Genomic DNA, 17909 nt, shown 5'->3' with positions numbered 1-17909 from the left:
CCTTGCCTAGAGAGCATTATAATAATTTAAAAGTAGAAAAAGATGAAATTTTTTATAGATACAGCAAATTTAGACGAGATCAAAGAAGCTCAAGATATGGGTATTTTAGATGGTGTTACAACAAACCCGTCTTTAATGGCTAAAGAAGGAATTACAGGTGCAGACAACATATTGGCACATTACAAGAAAATATGTGATGTAGTTGATGGTGACGTAAGCGCTGAGGTTATTTCTACGGATTACGAGGGTATGATTGCAGAAGGCGAGAAGTTGGTTAAAATAAGCCCACAGATCGTAATTAAAGTACCTATGATCAAAGAAGGTGTAAAAGCGATTAAGTATTTCTCTGATAAAGGGTATAGAACTAACTGTACGTTGGTATTCTCTTCTGGTCAAGCATTATTGGCTGCGAAAGCAGGTGCAACCTACGTATCGCCTTTCATTGGTCGTTTAGATGATATCTCAACAGACGGATTAGGATTGATTGCTGATATTCGTATGATCTATGATAACTACGGTTACCAAACTGAAATATTAGCAGCATCTGTACGTCACGTAATGCATATTATAGACTGTGCTAAAATTGGGGCTGATGTTATGACCGGCGGCTTAAGTTCAATTACTGGACTATTAAAGCACCCATTAACTGATAGTGGTTTAGCAAAGTTCTTGGCAGATTACCAAAAAGGAAACTAAATCGTAAGATTTAATCAATTTATTATTAAAAACCATCACTGAAAAGTGATGGTTTTTTTGTTTTATCTTAGTTGGGATATAAAAGATGTATGTGCAATTGTGTACATATACGATTGTTAGGCAACATAAAAAAACAACATTGATAAAATTAATATTTACAATAGTTTCAATTTTAGTAACACAAAAAACAATGGGACAAATTGCTCCAATTAAAACAATTGGTAATGTAAAGACGATTGTTTTTAAAGAATATAATATCAAAAATGATTTAGATGGAAAAGTTGTTTATGGTCAATTAACTGGTTGGACATCTATTTATAGATATGATAGTCTACAGCGTGTCATTGAAGTTCAGAAACTAGAAATAGATGAATCAGCTTATAGTACAACAATTTACGATTATGATTCTATCGGAAATATGGTTGAAGAAAAAACAAAGAATAAATACGGAGAAACTGATTCTAAAAAATTAGTCTATAATAAAAACTCTGAGTTAATTAAAGAAATCCGTTTTGATAATGGAATACTGATTGAATCTTATCTAAATAAATATGATTCCAATAAGATTGTAAAAAAGGAAAATTACAATTCTAATAACGAACTAATCAAGTATTTTAAGTATTCATATGATTCCAACGGAAATAAAGTAAAAACGATTTGGTCTTCAAATGGAAAAGAAGAATTTGAACAGTATGAATATGATAAATATAATAGAAAGATTTCATACGTACTTTTTTCTAATTCAAAATACACCTACAAGTATAACTCTGAAGGATTTATACAACTAGAATCCTTCTGCAAAAATGATTCTGTTTCTTGGACTAAAGAATATCAATATGACTCAAACAGAAAAATCAAGAAAATTATACACAGTGATTACACGAACAATAGTAGTCGTATTGACGAATTCCAATATGAATATGACCTAAAAGGAAATTTGATTGAAGAAAAATATTATGAGAATGGAAAGCCCAAATATGCTAAAAAATATATCATTGAATATAAATAACGTTGCCTAACAAAGAACTGAGGTAAAAAACAAACAAATTCTTCTTTAATTTGAGACATTATTATTCCACGCTCATAGATTCAAAAAACAGATTCTTTGAGCTTTTTTTATTCAATCTATCTTCTATTTATCTTGGCAGTATGGAAACGTAAGTTTCATCATATGGTCTACCAGATTTTGCAATAGCAAAAGACTGTTTGAGTAGTTTGTTAGCAACTGCTATCAATGCCAATTTCTTACTCTTTCCTTTGTTCACGATTCGCTCATAAACTTCCTTGCAAGCCTTGTTGTGTTTACAGGCATTAAAAGAACATAGAAACAATAGATTGCGAAGCTTTCTATTACCGACCTTACTTATTCGCGCTCGACCTCTTACACTGCTCCCCGACTCTCGTATCGTTGGGGTAATACCAACGTAACTACAAAGCTGTGATGCCGTTTCAAATTTGCTAAAACCATCCGTAACAACTATCAGGAATAAGGCGGTCTTCTGCCCTATACCTGGTATCGAGGTCAACAAGGTCAATTGTTCTTGTTGATCCTCTTTCACCAATGACAAAATCTTTGATTCGATAGCGGCTACCTCTTTATTGAGCTGTTTCTTGTTACGTATCAAGGAACGATAAACAAACTTTGAGGGTATACCTAAAACTGCTTCCCCATGTATCTTGTTCTTGGTTGCCGTACGTTGCTTTAAATAGGTATCCAATAACCGGAACAACTGTAAACATTCGCTCTGGGTATCTGTTAAGGCATTATAAATAGGAACCTCGTTGATCAGGGCATACTCACATATAGCCTTGGCATCGCTTTTGTCCGTTTTTACCTTTGCCAGTTTCATTTGAATGAACCGCTTTATAGATAATGGGTTTACTACTGAAACTACTACACCCTTTTTGTAAAGAAACTGAGCAAGTCTATAGTGATAGTAACCGGTAGCTTCCATAACGACCAATGAACCTTTGGGTAATTCCTTAAGGAATTTCTTAAATCCAATTTCATCGTTCTTATACTGGTCGTGACCTTTGTTACTACCATGTACATCAAAAACATCTTTACTAATGTCAACTCCAAAAGTTTCTTTATATTTATTCATAAGAAATGTTTTATGAAAGAACCGGCTACTTCTGCTCACAACAACTTGAAAACGAGATCTAAAGTCTCACAGAACTGAACGTGATCTGAGTAGTAAAAGAGAGAGGATTATCAATGTTGTCGAAGTCTGAAGCTTCACCGTATAAAGTAACCTTAATTCTCTCTTTTGTTCTTTCTAGTTATAGCAACAATTTACTGAGAATCAAACTTAAGATGTATAAAAAAACATAGGGCGGTTTAGGCTTTTCGAAAGGTCTGTGTTTATTTATAAAAGTCGCCAAATATAAAACTTGGCATTTTCAACAAAAAAAGATAAAAGCAAAATATTATATTTGGCTTAGTACCAAACCGCAACGTATCGCTTATAACATGTCCTACGTTTCGTACATTAAACGTTGATAACAATTTTTGAAAACATCAAAATTTGAAAGAATTACACACCTTTTTTAATACCATTTCACCTATTGAAGAGTCTACTTGGCTTGCGGTGAAAAGTGTTTTTAGAGAATACTCATTAAAAAAAGGAGACTATTTTGTTAAGAGTGGTGATATCGCTACAAAAGTGGGATTTCTTAAAAAGGGTGTCATTAGAGCCTTTTATAGAAATAATGAAGGTTCTGAATACAACAAACATTTCTTTGTTGAAAATAATATGGTAGGGGGGTATTCCTCATTGGTAAGTCAACAATCAAATAAAATAAACCAACAAGCTCTAACAGATTGTGAATTGCTCATTGGTGACTACAAAAGGATAACTACACTATTAAATCAACATCAAGATTTGGAAAGGCTTTTGAGAAAGATAGCAGAAGGCTATTTTGTTGACAAAGAAAAACGTGAAGTAGAAATAGTACTGCTTGATGCCAATAAAAGATATGCGATATTTCAAAAAGAATATCCACAATTAGAACAACTAATTCCTCAATACCAAATAGCATCTTACCTTGGTATTACTCCAACGCAACTTAGCCGTATTAGAAGTCAGAAATAAGTTGGGCAAGTTTTCTTTACATATGTAAATGTACTCCAATACAGGGTGTACTTACTTTGTTTCATCATTTAAATAATTAATATGACACAAAGAATAGTTTCTATTCTAATGCTAACCGTTTTGTTGGCGTGTACAGCATCAGAAAATGTAATCTCTAAAAAAGCGAATACGATGGAAAAGGAAGAAATCAGTTTTATCAATCCTAGTGAATTATTTAATCCGCAGCAAAACGGATTTTCACATGTTGTAAAGATACCAAAAGGAAAAGAACACTATTATTTTTCTGGTCAATGGGCTTCAGATAATGACGGTAAATTAATCTCCAAAGACTTTAAAGAGCAAGTAAGTAAAACCGTAGTTAATGTTAAAGCAGCTCTTAATGCTGCAGGATTATCATTAAATGACGTAGTAAAGCAGACGGTTTATATTGTTGATTTTACTCCAGAGAAAAAAGAAATATTGGTTGATGTTGCAGCTAAAGAATGGAGAGTTAAAAATTTTCCGGCTAGCACCATAGTACCGGTGCCTCTACTCGCTACAGCTCCTAATTGTTTAATAGAAATAGAAATCACTGCAGCCAAATAGTTTTATGAAAATACTAATATTAATAACGACTTTTATGGCTAGTATTTCAATTACTTCACAAAACAAAAAAGTATTGTTTGTTCTTAGCGCAGCTGATACTTTAGAACTTAATAATGGACAGAAAAAAAGGCAAACAGGTGTTTTTTTAAATGAGTTTTATTTGGCTTACAAATCTGTAGTTGCGCATGGATATAAGGTAGAGTTTGCAACGCCTAACGGACTCATTTCTACAATTGATGAAGAAAGTATAAACGACAAATACTGGAAAAACCGGATAGAAGTAAAGAATGAAGCTTTAACGTTTGTCAAAAAAGACAGTGCGTATAACAACCCTATAACTCTTGACAGGGCAATTGAAAATGAGAGTGATTATATTGGATTGCTCATACCTGGTGGCCAAGGATTAATGGTGGATTTGATGTGTGATGCATATATACCGATTTTGCTAAAGCAATTTGCAAAAGATAATAGACCTACGGGACTCATTTGTCACGCTCCAAGCTTACTACTTACTATACCAATGGATGAAAACCCGTATATAGGCTACAAGGTCAATTCCGTTTCTCCCATAGAAGAATTTGTTATTGAAAAATTTATAATGAAAGGTAAACCTACAAATAGAAAAATAGCCAAACAATTGAAGAAACTAGGTCTTAAATATAAAAGCGGTCTACCGAAAGCAAATTTTGCGGTAAAGGATAGAAATTTAGTAACCAGTCAGAATCCATTTTCTAGTAGTAGTTTCAATATGCTTTATTTACAAGCATTAGAAGAGTATTAAATAGGTATTATGTTCTCAAATATGAGCTTAAAGAGGTATATATCTTCTTTGTACATAGACCATCACTTTTCAGTGATGGTTTTTTTGTTAATACCACGAAGAGAACCCTTTAAAAAAAGTAAAAGACACTAATTTGTATGCTAAGAATTGGTCTCAAATAATGAAAAGTTAAAAGAACAAATTGATTGAGCCAAACAAATTCAATATTTATTCGTTTAAGAATAAATAATACTAACCAAATCAATTATCCAAAAGCAATTTTTTTATGAGATATCTAATTATCGCTGTTTTAATTTTAATTTCTTATTCTTTAAAAGCACAGAATGCTAACCTAAAAACAGAAACAATACATGTTAATTATGTAAAATTACCTTCAACACCTATATTAGATAAAAGTCTTCAAACATATTCTATTGATATTAGATGTAGTGATTTAGTTGAAAAAGCCTATTCAACCAATGCATTAAAAGATGACATTGTTTTACAGGGATTTGAAAAAATCAATGATAATGGCAGTGTACAGATTCAGATACAAATCAATGATGTAATTATTGAGAAAGTAGAATTTGCCAAAACAGAAGAGATAGAAAAGAATGATGAAGGTAAGGTTATCAGTAGCAAAAGTTTTTACACACCAATTATTACTTATAAAACAAGTGCTGCGTATAAAATAATTGACTTAAAGGGAGAAAGTAAACTTTTTAATTTAAGTGAAGGTGAAAAGTTAAATACATCATTGAAATATAGCACTTTAGCAAAGGCGGAAGATTATGTCTCAAATAATTTAACGGAACTCAAAAACAGATTTTATAAAGAAATAGTAGACTTAATTAAAAGTAGGGTATCCTATAAAATAAACGACCTCTATGGGTATAAGCCAATATCTACAAATGTAGACATGGAAGTAATTGGGGCTAAAAAACATCCCGAATTTCAAGGGCACCAAAAAAACTATCTTAAAATTAAAGAGTTATTTAAAACCATGAAATATAATTTACCGGTAGATGTAATCTTAGGAGAAACAAAGCCTGTAATTGAATATTACAAAAGTTTAATTAATAAGTACACCGATCCTAAGAAAGCTAAAGAGAAAAAGATTAGGTATGCTAGTTATTACAATATCGCTCAGTTATACTATTATTTAGATTTACCGGATGAATCTATAGTTTATGCCAATAGTTTAATTGAAAATGGAGTTAGTAAAGGAAAAGGTAAGCGCTTAGTTGAAAAAGCAACTGAATTAAAAGCAAGACTTAATGCAAATAAGATAAATTCCAGGCATTTTGAGGTGTTTACAACAGATATCACTACTCATAATATAGATGAGCAAAAGAATATCCAGATAATAGAACCAGAAATTATTGTAGACAATAGATTTGTTCTTACTGATGACATTGAAGCAGACAATGCCTTGTTGCAAAAAACAGCCAACATGTTGTTAGATTATTTTGTTGTAGCTACAGCCTACACTTCTAATTATCCGTTAGTTATTGATACAATAGTCGATGAAAATACAGGAAGACTCATTGAAAATGTATTACTTGAGCCAGATTATGGAAAAGCATTTACCAGTATAAAATATCAATATGAAGATAATAAGTTAACCCTAATTAATATTTCTGATGCTGATGTATTACTATCTTGGAATAATAGAAGTTTAACTCATATTGGTGGCGAGGATAGTTCAATTAACGCCGCTGTTAGTTATGCCAATAACGGAAATACAATTATTTTTAAAAATGTAAAGATTGGATATCATAAGGTAGCTGCGTGTGAATTAAATTACATTGACGGTGAAATTGTAAATGGTAAATTAATTTCACAAACAGGAAAACTGTGGGAAGAAGTAACTTTTACCTATGATGAAAACAAAATAACTCATAGGCATTTTAATGAAAAAGTTGATGTTAGGAGTGCAATAGAAAGTGTCGAGAAAATAGGGGATTCTGAATTAAAAACTAAACATACTTCGATAGGAACTGGAAGTTCTCGAGAAGTTAGTTTTTTTTATCGTGAAGATGGAAAAATAAGTGGTATTAAATCTCATAGTTTACCATTAGGCGTAAAGCGTGATGTTAAGAGATTATATAAAGCAGATACATTAATCCAAACTATTACCTTAGAATTTAAAAAGGATAGCCTAGTAGAAAAAACCATTGATAATGCCGTAAACTTACCAAAAAGTTCAACCGTTGTAGAAGATTATAAATGGCGAGTGGGGAAATATCGTTTTAATGAAAAAGATGAGCTTGTTTATGAAGCTAGAAATATGAAATACAGAGAGAAAGTCAACGGCATATGGTCTCCCTGGCAACAAATTAGATATTAAAATAAATATGAGAAATGTTTAAAAAATATAGTTAGTCCAAATTAATGAAAAGACCTTTTAAGAATTATGTTAACACAGCATTTAATTGGTTAACATAAAGTTGATTCTATAATTTTTAAGAATTGAAAACCATCACTGAAAAGTGATGGTTTTTTTGTTTTATATTAGTAGGGATATAAAAGATATATGTGCAATTGTGTACATACACGATTGTTGCCAACAATATGAGAAAAGCAGTTTTCGTAACAATGTTAAGTCTTTTAATTATAAGTTGTGCAAACAAGAAAAAAAAAGAATCTGAAAACGAAATAAAAACGGAATTGAATAAAGAAACTCAAAATTTAGAATTGAAAAAGGAGGAGTTCTTAAAGTCAAAAATATTCTTCGGACTTGAAAATCTGAATAACGGATTTGACTCGGAATCGATATATTATTTTTCAGAATCTGACTTTGAAATCGTGTTGAACAGAGTGGAAAAAAACGGAATTGGAATTTATGGAATTGAACCTTGGCTGAATGGAGATTTTTATGATGTTAGAGTTCACGAGCAACTAAATGCTGAACCAAATGACCCAAAGTGGTATCGAGAAGCATTTTCGGATTTTAAAAATAGAGGAAAGAATTTACAGTATTCTGCAATTTATGAAGTGCCGAATGAATTAACAATGGAATAAAATACTGTTGGCAACAATGTATAGCCGCAATTACGGCGGATTCGACTACGTCCGAATCCACTGGGAATTGGTAACGCCAGTTCTAAACCGAAAATTAACGCATATTAACCCGTAATTGACGGTTATACGAGACCGTTGTAAACAATTCAAGAAAACCGATAAAACAACCAAATGAAAATTCAATACGATAAGCCTTTAAGATATTTAAAACCTCTAATACCTGAACATTTTTCAGATTTAGAAAATATAAATTGGTTTAGTAATTGTGGAAAAGAAATTGATTTCTCTTCTAAACACAATCTAAAAAGAATTGAATCTTTAAAGCAATCTGTTGAATTATGTAACTCGATTGAATGGGAAAACTTTCAATTAGAGAAAAGAAATGATTTAACTTCATTTTTAAACAGAACTCGACAAAATGAATCGACTGAATGGAACACAATTACTGTTGGAATAAAGAACTATTTGAATAACGGAATATTTAAAACTGCAAAAGAAAAATTAAATCAAAGTGATTTACCTGATTCGATATTTGCTTCTCTAGAATGGGATATTTTGAGTTACTGCCAAGAAGTTGCGTATAAAAAATATAATATTCCAACATTCTATTCTCATTTGATTCCGATATACAAAAATGGACATTTACCTTGTGGATATGAAGGAGAGTTTCCGAATGGAACAATTTTAATGTATTAAAAACTGGCTATAACAAAAGTAACCGTTGCACAACTTCTTTTATAAAATAAATAGATGATATTCAGATGGTTTAATAAAATTAAACATCTAAAAACCAGATGTTTATGATTTTGATGAGCTTAAAAAAATAGGTTTTTAAGCTTGTTTTATAGTTGTGCAACAGGCACATGGTGTATAAGCAATAGCGGTTTAAGTGCAAACTCGAACCGTTTTTTCTTTTTATAAAGTATATTGTAATCTGAAAAGCAATTGCTTAAAATTCGCTACTGCTCATACACAAGACCGTTTCTTACAAGCTAAAAAAACTATGTTCCAAAATTATATAACAGTTAAAAACCGACACAAAAAGTTTCTAAAAACAGTATGTGAAACCGAGACCGTTTACGGATTGAAAAACAAAAAAGGATTTGCAACTTCAAGCTCATTCCATTATGATGACGAAGATGGAGAACCTGTTGGAATGATTTGTTTTTGGGCTGAAAAGGCAAGAGCAAAGTCTTGCATAAAAGATGGGTGGAGAAATTATGAGCCGACTGAAATATCTCTATCTGAATTTATGGAAAACTGGTGTGTTGGAATGGAAAATGACGGACTTTTAGTTGGAACACAATTTGACCAAAATATGTTCGGATTTGAAGCAGCGCCTTTGAAGTTAATAATAGACTTATCGACTGAATTAAAATCAATCGGAAAGGATTTGATTTTTCGAAAGTTTAAAGGAATTGAGGACTTGGAAACTCAAGTCAAAGAAATAATGAATTGAATAAAAGCCAGCTGGTAACATTATGTAACCGCAATTACGGCGGATGCGAATACGTCCGATGCCACTCGGAATTGCTTACACAACCGAAAATTAACGCATATTAATCCGTAACCAATTATTAATAAATACCGCCATATGCAAAGAATGATATTATTAGGACTAATAACTATAGCATTGGTTATTTCCTCTTGCAACGATTCCAATAAAACCAACTATAGTATATCTAGCGAAGCTATTTTAATTCACAATGGTACTATTATAAATATTGAAGATGGTAGTATTCTTAAAGACAAGGCTATCCTCATTGATAGCGGAAAGATAAAAGTCATTGGAGAGTACTCTTCTTTAAAATCAATCGTAAATCCTAAAAATGAAATTGATATTGATAAAAAGTTTATCATCCCCGGACTATGGGATATGCATATTCATCTTGAGGGGCAGGATCTGGTGGAGGATAATTTAGCACTACTTCCTGTTTTTGTTGCATATGGTATTACGACCGTTCGAGATATGGCGAGTGATCTTGGAGAACAGGTTTTAACTTGGCGAGAAGAAATTGCGAATAATAAAATATTGGGACCGCAAATATTTACTGCAGGAAGAAAACTAGAAGGAATAAACTCAATATGGAAGGGCGATTTAGAAATAGCCAATGAAAAGGAATTAGGGCAAATGCTTAATAAATTGGAATCTTATAAAGTTGATTTGGTGAAGATAACCGAGAATACATTATCAGGTCCATTATTTCTCAAAAGTGTACAAGAAGCAAAAAATAGAGGGTTTAAGGTTTCAGGTCACATACCAATAGACTTGACCATTGAAGAAGTTGTAAAGTCAGGCTTTACAAGTATAGAGCACGCAAGTTACTTATTAAGATTAGGGGGCGATGAAAAAGGAATTGTGGCGCAGCTTAAATCTGGGGATATTACAAAGAGCGAGGCCAACGAATACTATAGTACTAATTTTGATCAAGACACTGCAATGTTGGCGTATCAAAATTTAAGTAAAACCAATATTGCGGTAACACCTACACTAATTGGGGGAAGACAACTTGCTTATTTGGATGAAGAGGATCATAATCAAGATGAGTTCTTAAACTATCTAACAGACCGTTTTACGGCAAATTATCAATGGAGAATCGATAGAATGGAAAATGATACACAAGAGCAAAGACAAAGTCGTAAAAGTCGGTATGAATTGATTGCAAAACAACTTCCATTTTTACAAGAAGCGGGTATAAAAATACTTGCAGGCAGTGATGCTGCAGCTTTAAATACATATGTTTATCCGGCTTTATCACTTCATCAAGAATTAGGTCTGTTTCAAGAAGCAGGTCTAAAACCTTTACAAATTTTGCAAAGTGCAACAATTAATGGAGCGGAATTAATGGGAAAATTAAATACATTGGGTACTATTGAAGCTAATAAAGAGGCAGACATGGTAATTTTAAATAGTAACCCATTGCTCGACGTAAAAGCCACTCAAGATATTTATGCCGTTGTAAATAATGGGCAATATTTGAATAGGAAAGATTTAGATTCAATTTTACAAAAAGCTAAACAAAAAAAACAGCAATTGGACAATCAACGAAAAGAATAAAAAACAACAAGTTGAACCATATGTAAATCATAGTGATCACTTCCATTACATTGATGGGCTTATTATTTTGAACAAACCATAAAATGAACAAGTATCTTCTATTTTTTACATACAAAACCGTCGGCAAATATTATATAATGAAATATCAACTACTTTTATTTTTTTGTCTATTAACAACCATCCTACATTCTCAGAATAATTTTACCTCAAATGAAAATAGGGATAGCTTGTTGTTTAAAAACATAAAGGATTTAGCTATTTCTGTTTTCGATAAAGAAATGAAATTAGATAAATTAGCTTGGTACAAAGGAGATTCAAAGCGTTCAATTAGAAAAAATCTTAAGAGATTTAAAAAGGATGTCCATAAATCAAAACAAAATCTTGATTATAATTTTGACTGGCTTATATCAAAAAATGGATATGTTCAATATTCAATTCATTATTATGTAAAAAAAGATAATGAGCAGCATTCAAAAATTTATGTTTGCTACAAACCTGGTGAATTAATGGCAAATTTTATACAAATCGACACTAAGGAAGATATAAATCTAATGAAGGCTGAATGGAGAAGTCAAGTTAGCGACATACCACCTCCACCGCTGCCAATGATGAAGAAAAATTAAAAATAACAGAATTGAATTTTTTGCTTGACTAGCTTTATTCTAAAAACTGATAAATAAAAGAAATGGGAATATTCGATAAACTATTTGGGAACAAAAACGAAAAAGAAGAAGCAAATGAAGATAAAAAGATATTCTATGCCCAACAAGATAAAAACATGGAAGAGGCATATCTTCAGGCACAACAGACATTCAAATATTTTTGGAGAGAGTTATATTGGGAATATAGGCGAATAGTACCGGCGCAAGATTTGGCGATAGTTAAAATTCCCTTCAAGCAAAAAGTCGATGAATTGGAAGAGCCCATTGTTGAACATATGTGGATCAATGAGATTAATTTTGATGGTGAAAAAATTAATGGGGTTTTAATGAATTCGCCAAATGAATTAACCAATATTACTATTGGCGACACCGTATCGGTATGGTTAGACGAAATAAGCGATTGGTTGTTGGCTATACAAGGAAAAACGTATGGTGGTTATACCATTCAAGTTCTTCGTTCTAATATGAGTGAGAAAGAAAGAAGAAACCATGATAATGCTTGGGGACTGGATTTTGGAGACTATGATGATATTCTGGTAGTGTATGAGCAAAGGGAACATCCAGAGAATCTTACAGAACATCCAATGGCTAAGAATATGGCAGAAAAAGCTCGTGAATTCTTTAAAGAAAATCCGAACGAAATAATGACAATAGATGAAAATGGTAATAATATGCTGCATAGAGAATCTATAGCAGGTAATAAAACCACCATTGATATTTTATTAGAGCTAGGGGCGGACAAAACCATAAAAAATAAAAAGGGAAAAACTGCATTTGACTATGCCAAGCAATTGAATTGGGAGCATATTATAGTCTCTGAAGAGAAATAATTGTTTTAAAATAAAAGTGTCAATTTGTTATTAGCTGGTACCAAAAAGGAATTTTAGTTGTAAGATTCGGTCTATTGATATAGGAAACCATCACTGAAAAGTGATGGTTTTTTTGTTTTATATTAGTCAAAATATAGGAAATTAACTACAAGTAATAGAATGATTGACATTAAACTAAAGTCAGATATAATTATTCCCTTCAATAGCATCGGTGATGATAATTGGCTTGAAAAAACGAACTATATAATAAAAGAACTCGCTGATCTGTGGGGCGATGAAATAGCAGAATCAATTGGTGTTGAGAGCATATTAGAGCAAGAAAAAAGACTTGGAACTATTTTGCCTGATAGCTTAAAATTGTTTTATCAAAATTTCGGAATTGCAGGAATAGGAGAAGTGTTGCAAGGTTTAGATGAAATGGCTTGGATAAAAGATATTTGGGAAGCCCAACCTCAATACGGACCAGATTTTACAGCAGAAGATAAAAAACATTTACCTTTTTTGGTTTCATTTAGTGATTACTTAGGTAATGGAAATATGTTTTGTTTTCATAGTGAAACATTGGAAATTTACTATTTTGATCACGATACACAACCATATTTAACAAAATTATTTGATGATGCAAGCGATTATTTAAAAGGGTGTTTGATCTCTTGTCAATCAGATTTTTTTAATAAAGAAATAGGACAAAATAGAGTCAATGCATGGTGCGAAGAAATTCTTGATACCATGTTTGGAGCTGATATTGTTAAAAAGTGGAAGTATTAAAAATCTAATGCAAGCATAAAATAGATTGTTTAAGCGTTAACATAGATATATTAGTTAGTGGACAGGTAATAGATTTTAAGTAGTAAATTAATAATTAAGTATAAAAAATAAGAATATGGGTTGGGACATAAGCTATCATCCAATTTCGGAGAAACAAATAAGTGAATGGTATTTTGATGTACTTGATGATCAAAGTCTAATAGATAAATTAGCGACCAAATTCAAAATTGAAGATTTTTATAAAGAGAAATACAAAGAAACAATTGCAGTTGGTTCAGAAACCAAAGACACTGATGTTTTTGATAAAAGTCACGGTTATTATGCTGCAGTTGTACAAGGATTTTTTCAAAAGTTTTTCTATACCAGAGGTGCTGCTCTTTCTTTTTCAGAAACCGGTTTATTAGAAAGTTATTTTAAAAATTGGGATGAAATACTACCAAAAGAAAAAGTGACAAAAAATGTGCATAATAGAATCATAGAAAATTATTGTTCAGGTGTTTATATTCCGGCAAATAAGGTTGTTGAATTGTTGCAGGATTATGAAGTTAATACTGAAGTTAAAAATGAATTGGATAATTTGTTTTCGTTCAATAGAATTAATGTGTTTCTGAAAGCATTGAATTATGCAAAAGATAATGAATTAGGCTTATTAGAAGCTACAGAGGTTGTTGAGCCTAACCCAATTGATCTTAATAGTTCTTCATGTTATTCTAATCTGTTTAATTGTGATCCAGGAGGTGCAATACTGTATCAGAAAGCAGCTATGGAGCAAATAGCGGAAATTGAAAAAAAGGAAAAAATAAAAGAAGGGGAGATTTCATCCAATGCGGAATACAAAATTAATAATGTAGAAGCTAACAAGGCACCTGAGAGAAAAGGATTTTGGAAGAGGCTATTTGGAAAATAAATACCACTATGAAATTAAGTTTGATAGTTGAATTTATGTATTGAAAATTAGGTTGATACGAAATTTTGAGACTATGAGTTACTGGTTTGATAAATGTAGATATGTAATTAATTGCATAAGTAAACCATTGTTTAACTTGTTAAAACAGCTAAAATTAATCTGATAAGTGTGAGTAGAATAGAACTAGAAAATTATAAAAACGCATTACTTTTTGATGACTTTATTCTATTAAGTCAGACACATTATCAGTCTGTTGAAGATTTTAAGAACCGAGCTAGTAACTCTAAAAATGACGAATTAAAAAAAGTAACTGATATTCAAAGAATAGAGTATCATTCTATTGGTAATATTTTGACTTTGAGGTTTAACGATGGGGAAAAAACATTGAAATTCTTTTCAAATCAAAGCATGATGGAATTCTTAGAGCAATTTGAAATGGAGAATTTTAGCAAAGTGAGTCAAACGAATTTAGATGTGAAAACTTCTATTCTGCCAATTCTTATTCCGGTATTAATAGGAGCAATTATAATATCAGTTGCATTGACAAAATATGGACCAAAAGGATTTTTTAAATTTATACCCCTAGTCGCTGGTTTCATTATGGCAATGGTATTAATTGTGAAAAAATATTTAAGTAGTAGTTTCATTGTATTTGAGAAAACAAAATCGTTAGAAAGTCTTTAGTTCTCTATTTAAAAGTTAATTCTTAATTATCAATCAAGCTGTAATCAAACTATATTTATGGTATGAATAAAACCTTGGTTCAGCTTCGAAAACAACTACACCAAAATCCTGAGCTTTCAGGTAAAGAGCATAACACGGCAAAACGTATTATTGAATTTGTAAAAGAATATAACCCTACTGAAATTATTTGCGCTATTGGTGGGGCAGGGGTCGCGGTTGTTTATGAATATGAAGAAAATGGACCAACCGTTGCTATACGTTGCGAGTTAGATGCCTTACCGATAATTGAAGAGAATACATTTGAGTATAAATCTGATAATTACGGAGTGTCGCATAAATGTGGTCATGACGGTCATATGACTATAGTAGCTGGGTTAGCTGAGTGGTTGTCGGTGGCTGAGTTTAAAATAGGAAAAGTGGTATTACTTTTTCAACCTGCCGAAGAAACAGGAAAAGGTGCTGCTAAGGTTTTAGAAGATGAGCGATTTTTAAACCTCAATCCAGATTATGTTTTTGCGCTTCATAATTTACCAGGTGAGAAGATGCATTCTGTCATTGTAAAATCAGGTTACTTTACGGCAACGGTACAAAGCTTCAGCATTCAATTAACCGGAAAGAAATCCCATGCTTCTGAGCCAGAAAATGGAGTGAATCCTGCAATTGCAGTAGCTGAATTAGTTCAGGAAATACATGCTTTGGCAGATACGAATGTAAACAGTGAAAACTTTGCGCTGTTAACTCCCATTTGTATTGATTTAGGAGAAAAGAATTATGGTATATCTCCTGAAAATGCAGAACTACATTATACTATTCGTACTTGGAGCGGCGAAGTAATGTCCAATTTAGAAGAAAAAATAAAGCAGCTTGTAAGTACTATATCTAGCAAGCACGAATTAAAAGCGGAAATGGGTTGGTTTGAATTTTTTCCGGCTTCCGATAATAACACCGTGTGTGTTTCATTCATTGAGAAAGTAGCGAATCAACATAGTATTGAGTTAGTTGAACATCCGAGGGCATTAAAATTTGGAGAAGATTTTGGATGGTTTTCATCTAAATACAAAAGTGCCATTTTTGGCATAGGAGCAGGGGAGCATCAACCAGCCTTGCATCATTCCGATTACGATTTCCCCGATGAGTTAATAGATACGGGACTCTTAATGTTTAAAGGTTTGATTACTGGTATTTTAGGAAAATAGGTATCTTTAAGACAACCAACCTATCCTATCAAAAAAATGAAAAATCTATTTCTACTATTTCTTAGTGCTGTTTCGTTTTTATCCTGTAATGATGAGAAGAAATTAGAGCAAGTAAAACCACAAAAACCTAATATCATTTACATTTTGGCTGATGATCTGGGTTATGCTGAAATAGGTGCTTTTGGTCAAGGAAAAATAGAAACTCCTAATATTGACGCACTCTCAAAAGAAGGGATGATTTTTACGCAGCATTATTCCAGTGCTCCGGTATGCGCACCAGCCAGATATATGTTCTTGACAGGAAAGCACGCGGGTAATTCTTTTATACGTGGAAATGATGAGTGGAACGATCGTGGCGATGTTTGGAACTATGAAGCTATGGCTAAAGATTCTACTTTAGAAGGGCAACGCCCTGTTCCGGTAGGTACAAAGACCATTGCTACTTACTTAAAAGCCGAAGGCTATAAAACGGCTTTGGTTGGAAAATGGGGACTAGGCGCTCCGCATACACATTCCATCCCCAATGAAATGGGGTTCGATTTTTTCTACGGCTTCAATTGTCAACGTCAGGCACATACTTATTATCCGTTGCATTTGTATAAAAATAGAAATCGCGTGCATTTAAAGAATGATACCGTGGCACCAAGTTCACCTTTCCCAGAAGGTTTGGACCCAAAGAATCCTGATAGTTATAAAGACTATACGCTTACAGATTACGCTCCAGACTTAATGTTTAAAGAGCTTACCGGTTTTGTAGCAGATAGTAAAGAGAATCCGTTTTTCTTGTATTGGGCAACTCCTATTCCGCATGTAGCATTACAAGCACCACAACGCTGGGTAGATTATTACAAAGAGAAATTTGGACCAGAAGAACCGTACTTATCCGGTGAGGGTAATGGTTATTTTTCACACCAGACTCCGCATGCTGCCTATGCTGCCATGGTTTCATATTTTGATGAGAATGTTGGTAAGTTGGTGCGGCAATTAAAAGACGAGGGGATATATGAGAACACCTTAATTGTTTTTACTTCAGATAACGGACCAAGTTATGCCGGTGGTGCAGATCCAACATTTTTTGAAAGCGCGAAACCTTATGATGCTGAATATGGAAAGGGAAAAGGATTTGTATATGAAGGCGGTATTCGTGTACCAACTTTCTTCACATGGCCTGATAAGATTGAGCAGGGTACTACTAGTAATCATGCCTCTGCACATTATGATATGTTGGCAACTTTTGCCGATATGTTAGAATTTGAAAAACCTACAACTGACGGTATTAGTATGTTGCCCACTTTGTTGGGAGAAGGGGAACAGGTTGCACATGAATTTATGTATTGGGAGTTTCCAGAATATGGTGGGCAGATTGCCATAAGAATGGGCGATTGGAAAGTGGTTCGTCAACATTTAAAAGATGACGAGCAGCCAACCTTAGAACTTTACAATTTAAAAAATGATCCAACCGAAAAGAACAATATTGCAAAAGAACATCCTGAAGTTTTGAAAAGGGCAGCTACAATTTTTGAGCGGGAACATACCAAGCCAAAGACCGAAAGTTTTCAAATTCCACTGCTAGAAAACGGGTTGTTAAGTGATTAGGAAAAATAGATGGTTAACGCTTTAGCTTAAATAGGCTGTCAAAGGTTT

The 17909-nt window shown here is 32.6% G+C and carries 18 protein-coding genes; 17 read left to right on the top strand and 1 reads right to left on the bottom strand.

Features of this window, described 5'->3' with window-relative positions:
* Positions 1–42: 42 nt before the first annotated feature.
* Both fsa and P177_RS12905 read left to right on the top strand, forming a co-directional pair.
* A complete protein-coding gene (fsa, locus tag P177_RS12910) occupies positions 43–696 on the top strand; it encodes a fructose-6-phosphate aldolase (RefSeq protein WP_036155370.1) in 654 nt (217 codons plus the stop codon).
* A gap of 190 nt (positions 697–886) precedes the next feature.
* Complete coding sequence (locus P177_RS12905; protein ID WP_036155368.1) at positions 887–1705, top strand: hypothetical protein; 819 nt, start codon at positions 887–889, stop codon at positions 1703–1705.
* A 127-nt stretch (positions 1706–1832) separates the two neighbouring features.
* Here the strand turns inward: P177_RS12905 and P177_RS12900 are convergent, their stop codons facing one another.
* Entirely contained in the window at positions 1833–2801 is a 969-nt protein-coding gene (locus P177_RS12900; protein WP_051941830.1) for an IS110 family transposase, read from the bottom strand.
* 423 nt (positions 2802–3224) lie between these two features.
* On the opposite strand from P177_RS12900, the gene P177_RS12895 reads away from it, so the two are divergent.
* The 15 genes from P177_RS12895 to P177_RS12825 all read left to right on the top strand — a co-directional run bounded on the left by P177_RS12895 (position 3225) and on the right by P177_RS12825 (position 17861).
* A complete protein-coding gene (locus P177_RS12895; RefSeq protein WP_036155366.1) occupies positions 3225–3791 on the top strand; it encodes a Crp/Fnr family transcriptional regulator in 567 nt (188 codons plus the stop codon).
* A gap of 81 nt (positions 3792–3872) precedes the next feature.
* Positions 3873–4376, top strand: coding sequence for a RidA family protein (locus tag P177_RS12890; RefSeq protein ID WP_051941829.1), 504 nt, complete (start codon positions 3873–3875; stop codon positions 4374–4376).
* A 34-nt stretch (positions 4377–4410) separates the two neighbouring features.
* Positions 4411–5157: a DJ-1/PfpI family protein gene (locus P177_RS12885; RefSeq protein WP_051941828.1), complete on the top strand. Its 747-nt coding sequence runs from the start codon at positions 4411–4413 to the stop codon at positions 5155–5157.
* Between the two features lie 265 nt (positions 5158–5422).
* The gene (locus tag P177_RS12880) at positions 5423–7486 is read left to right on the top strand and encodes a hypothetical protein (protein WP_036155364.1); all 2064 of its coding nucleotides are present in this window, start codon (positions 5423–5425) and stop codon (positions 7484–7486) included.
* Positions 7487–7710: 224 nt separating this feature from the next.
* Positions 7711–8160 carry a hypothetical protein gene (locus tag P177_RS12875; RefSeq protein ID WP_084684689.1) on the top strand — a complete coding sequence of 150 codons (450 nt, stop codon included), beginning with the start codon at positions 7711–7713 and terminating at the stop codon, positions 8158–8160.
* A 171-nt stretch (positions 8161–8331) separates the two neighbouring features.
* Positions 8332–8856 carry a hypothetical protein gene (locus P177_RS12870; protein ID WP_036155362.1) on the top strand — a complete coding sequence of 175 codons (525 nt, stop codon included), beginning with the start codon at positions 8332–8334 and terminating at the stop codon, positions 8854–8856.
* 307 nt (positions 8857–9163) lie between these two features.
* Positions 9164–9619 carry a DUF2750 domain-containing protein gene (locus tag P177_RS12865; protein ID WP_036155360.1) on the top strand — a complete coding sequence of 152 codons (456 nt, stop codon included), beginning with the start codon at positions 9164–9166 and terminating at the stop codon, positions 9617–9619.
* Between the two features lie 135 nt (positions 9620–9754).
* Complete coding sequence (locus P177_RS12860) at positions 9755–11218, top strand: amidohydrolase family protein (protein ID WP_036155359.1); 1464 nt, start codon at positions 9755–9757, stop codon at positions 11216–11218.
* A 137-nt stretch (positions 11219–11355) separates the two neighbouring features.
* The gene (locus P177_RS12855) at positions 11356–11841 is read left to right on the top strand and encodes a hypothetical protein (protein WP_157486557.1); all 486 of its coding nucleotides are present in this window, start codon (positions 11356–11358) and stop codon (positions 11839–11841) included.
* Between the two features lie 62 nt (positions 11842–11903).
* The gene (locus P177_RS12850; RefSeq protein ID WP_084684688.1) at positions 11904–12710 is read left to right on the top strand and encodes a DUF2314 domain-containing protein; all 807 of its coding nucleotides are present in this window, start codon (positions 11904–11906) and stop codon (positions 12708–12710) included.
* A 159-nt stretch (positions 12711–12869) separates the two neighbouring features.
* A complete protein-coding gene (locus tag P177_RS12845; protein WP_036155355.1) occupies positions 12870–13478 on the top strand; it encodes an SMI1/KNR4 family protein in 609 nt (202 codons plus the stop codon).
* A gap of 115 nt (positions 13479–13593) precedes the next feature.
* The gene (locus P177_RS12840) at positions 13594–14385 is read left to right on the top strand and encodes a hypothetical protein (protein ID WP_036155353.1); all 792 of its coding nucleotides are present in this window, start codon (positions 13594–13596) and stop codon (positions 14383–14385) included.
* Positions 14386–14553: 168 nt separating this feature from the next.
* Positions 14554–15069, top strand: a complete 516-nt coding sequence (locus tag P177_RS12835; protein ID WP_036155351.1) for a hypothetical protein — start codon at positions 14554–14556, stop codon at positions 15067–15069.
* Between the two features lie 62 nt (positions 15070–15131).
* Positions 15132–16265, top strand: coding sequence for an amidohydrolase (locus P177_RS12830; protein ID WP_036155349.1), 1134 nt, complete (start codon positions 15132–15134; stop codon positions 16263–16265).
* 36 nt (positions 16266–16301) lie between these two features.
* A complete protein-coding gene (locus tag P177_RS12825; RefSeq protein ID WP_036155347.1) occupies positions 16302–17861 on the top strand; it encodes an arylsulfatase in 1560 nt (519 codons plus the stop codon).
* Positions 17862–17909: the final 48 nt, after the last annotated feature.

Origin of the sequence: Maribacter forsetii DSM 18668 (genome assembly GCF_000744105.1) — a bacterium.
Classification (GTDB): domain Bacteria; phylum Bacteroidota; class Bacteroidia; order Flavobacteriales; family Flavobacteriaceae; genus Maribacter; species Maribacter forsetii.
This window is presented reverse-complemented; position numbering and strand designations above follow the sequence as displayed.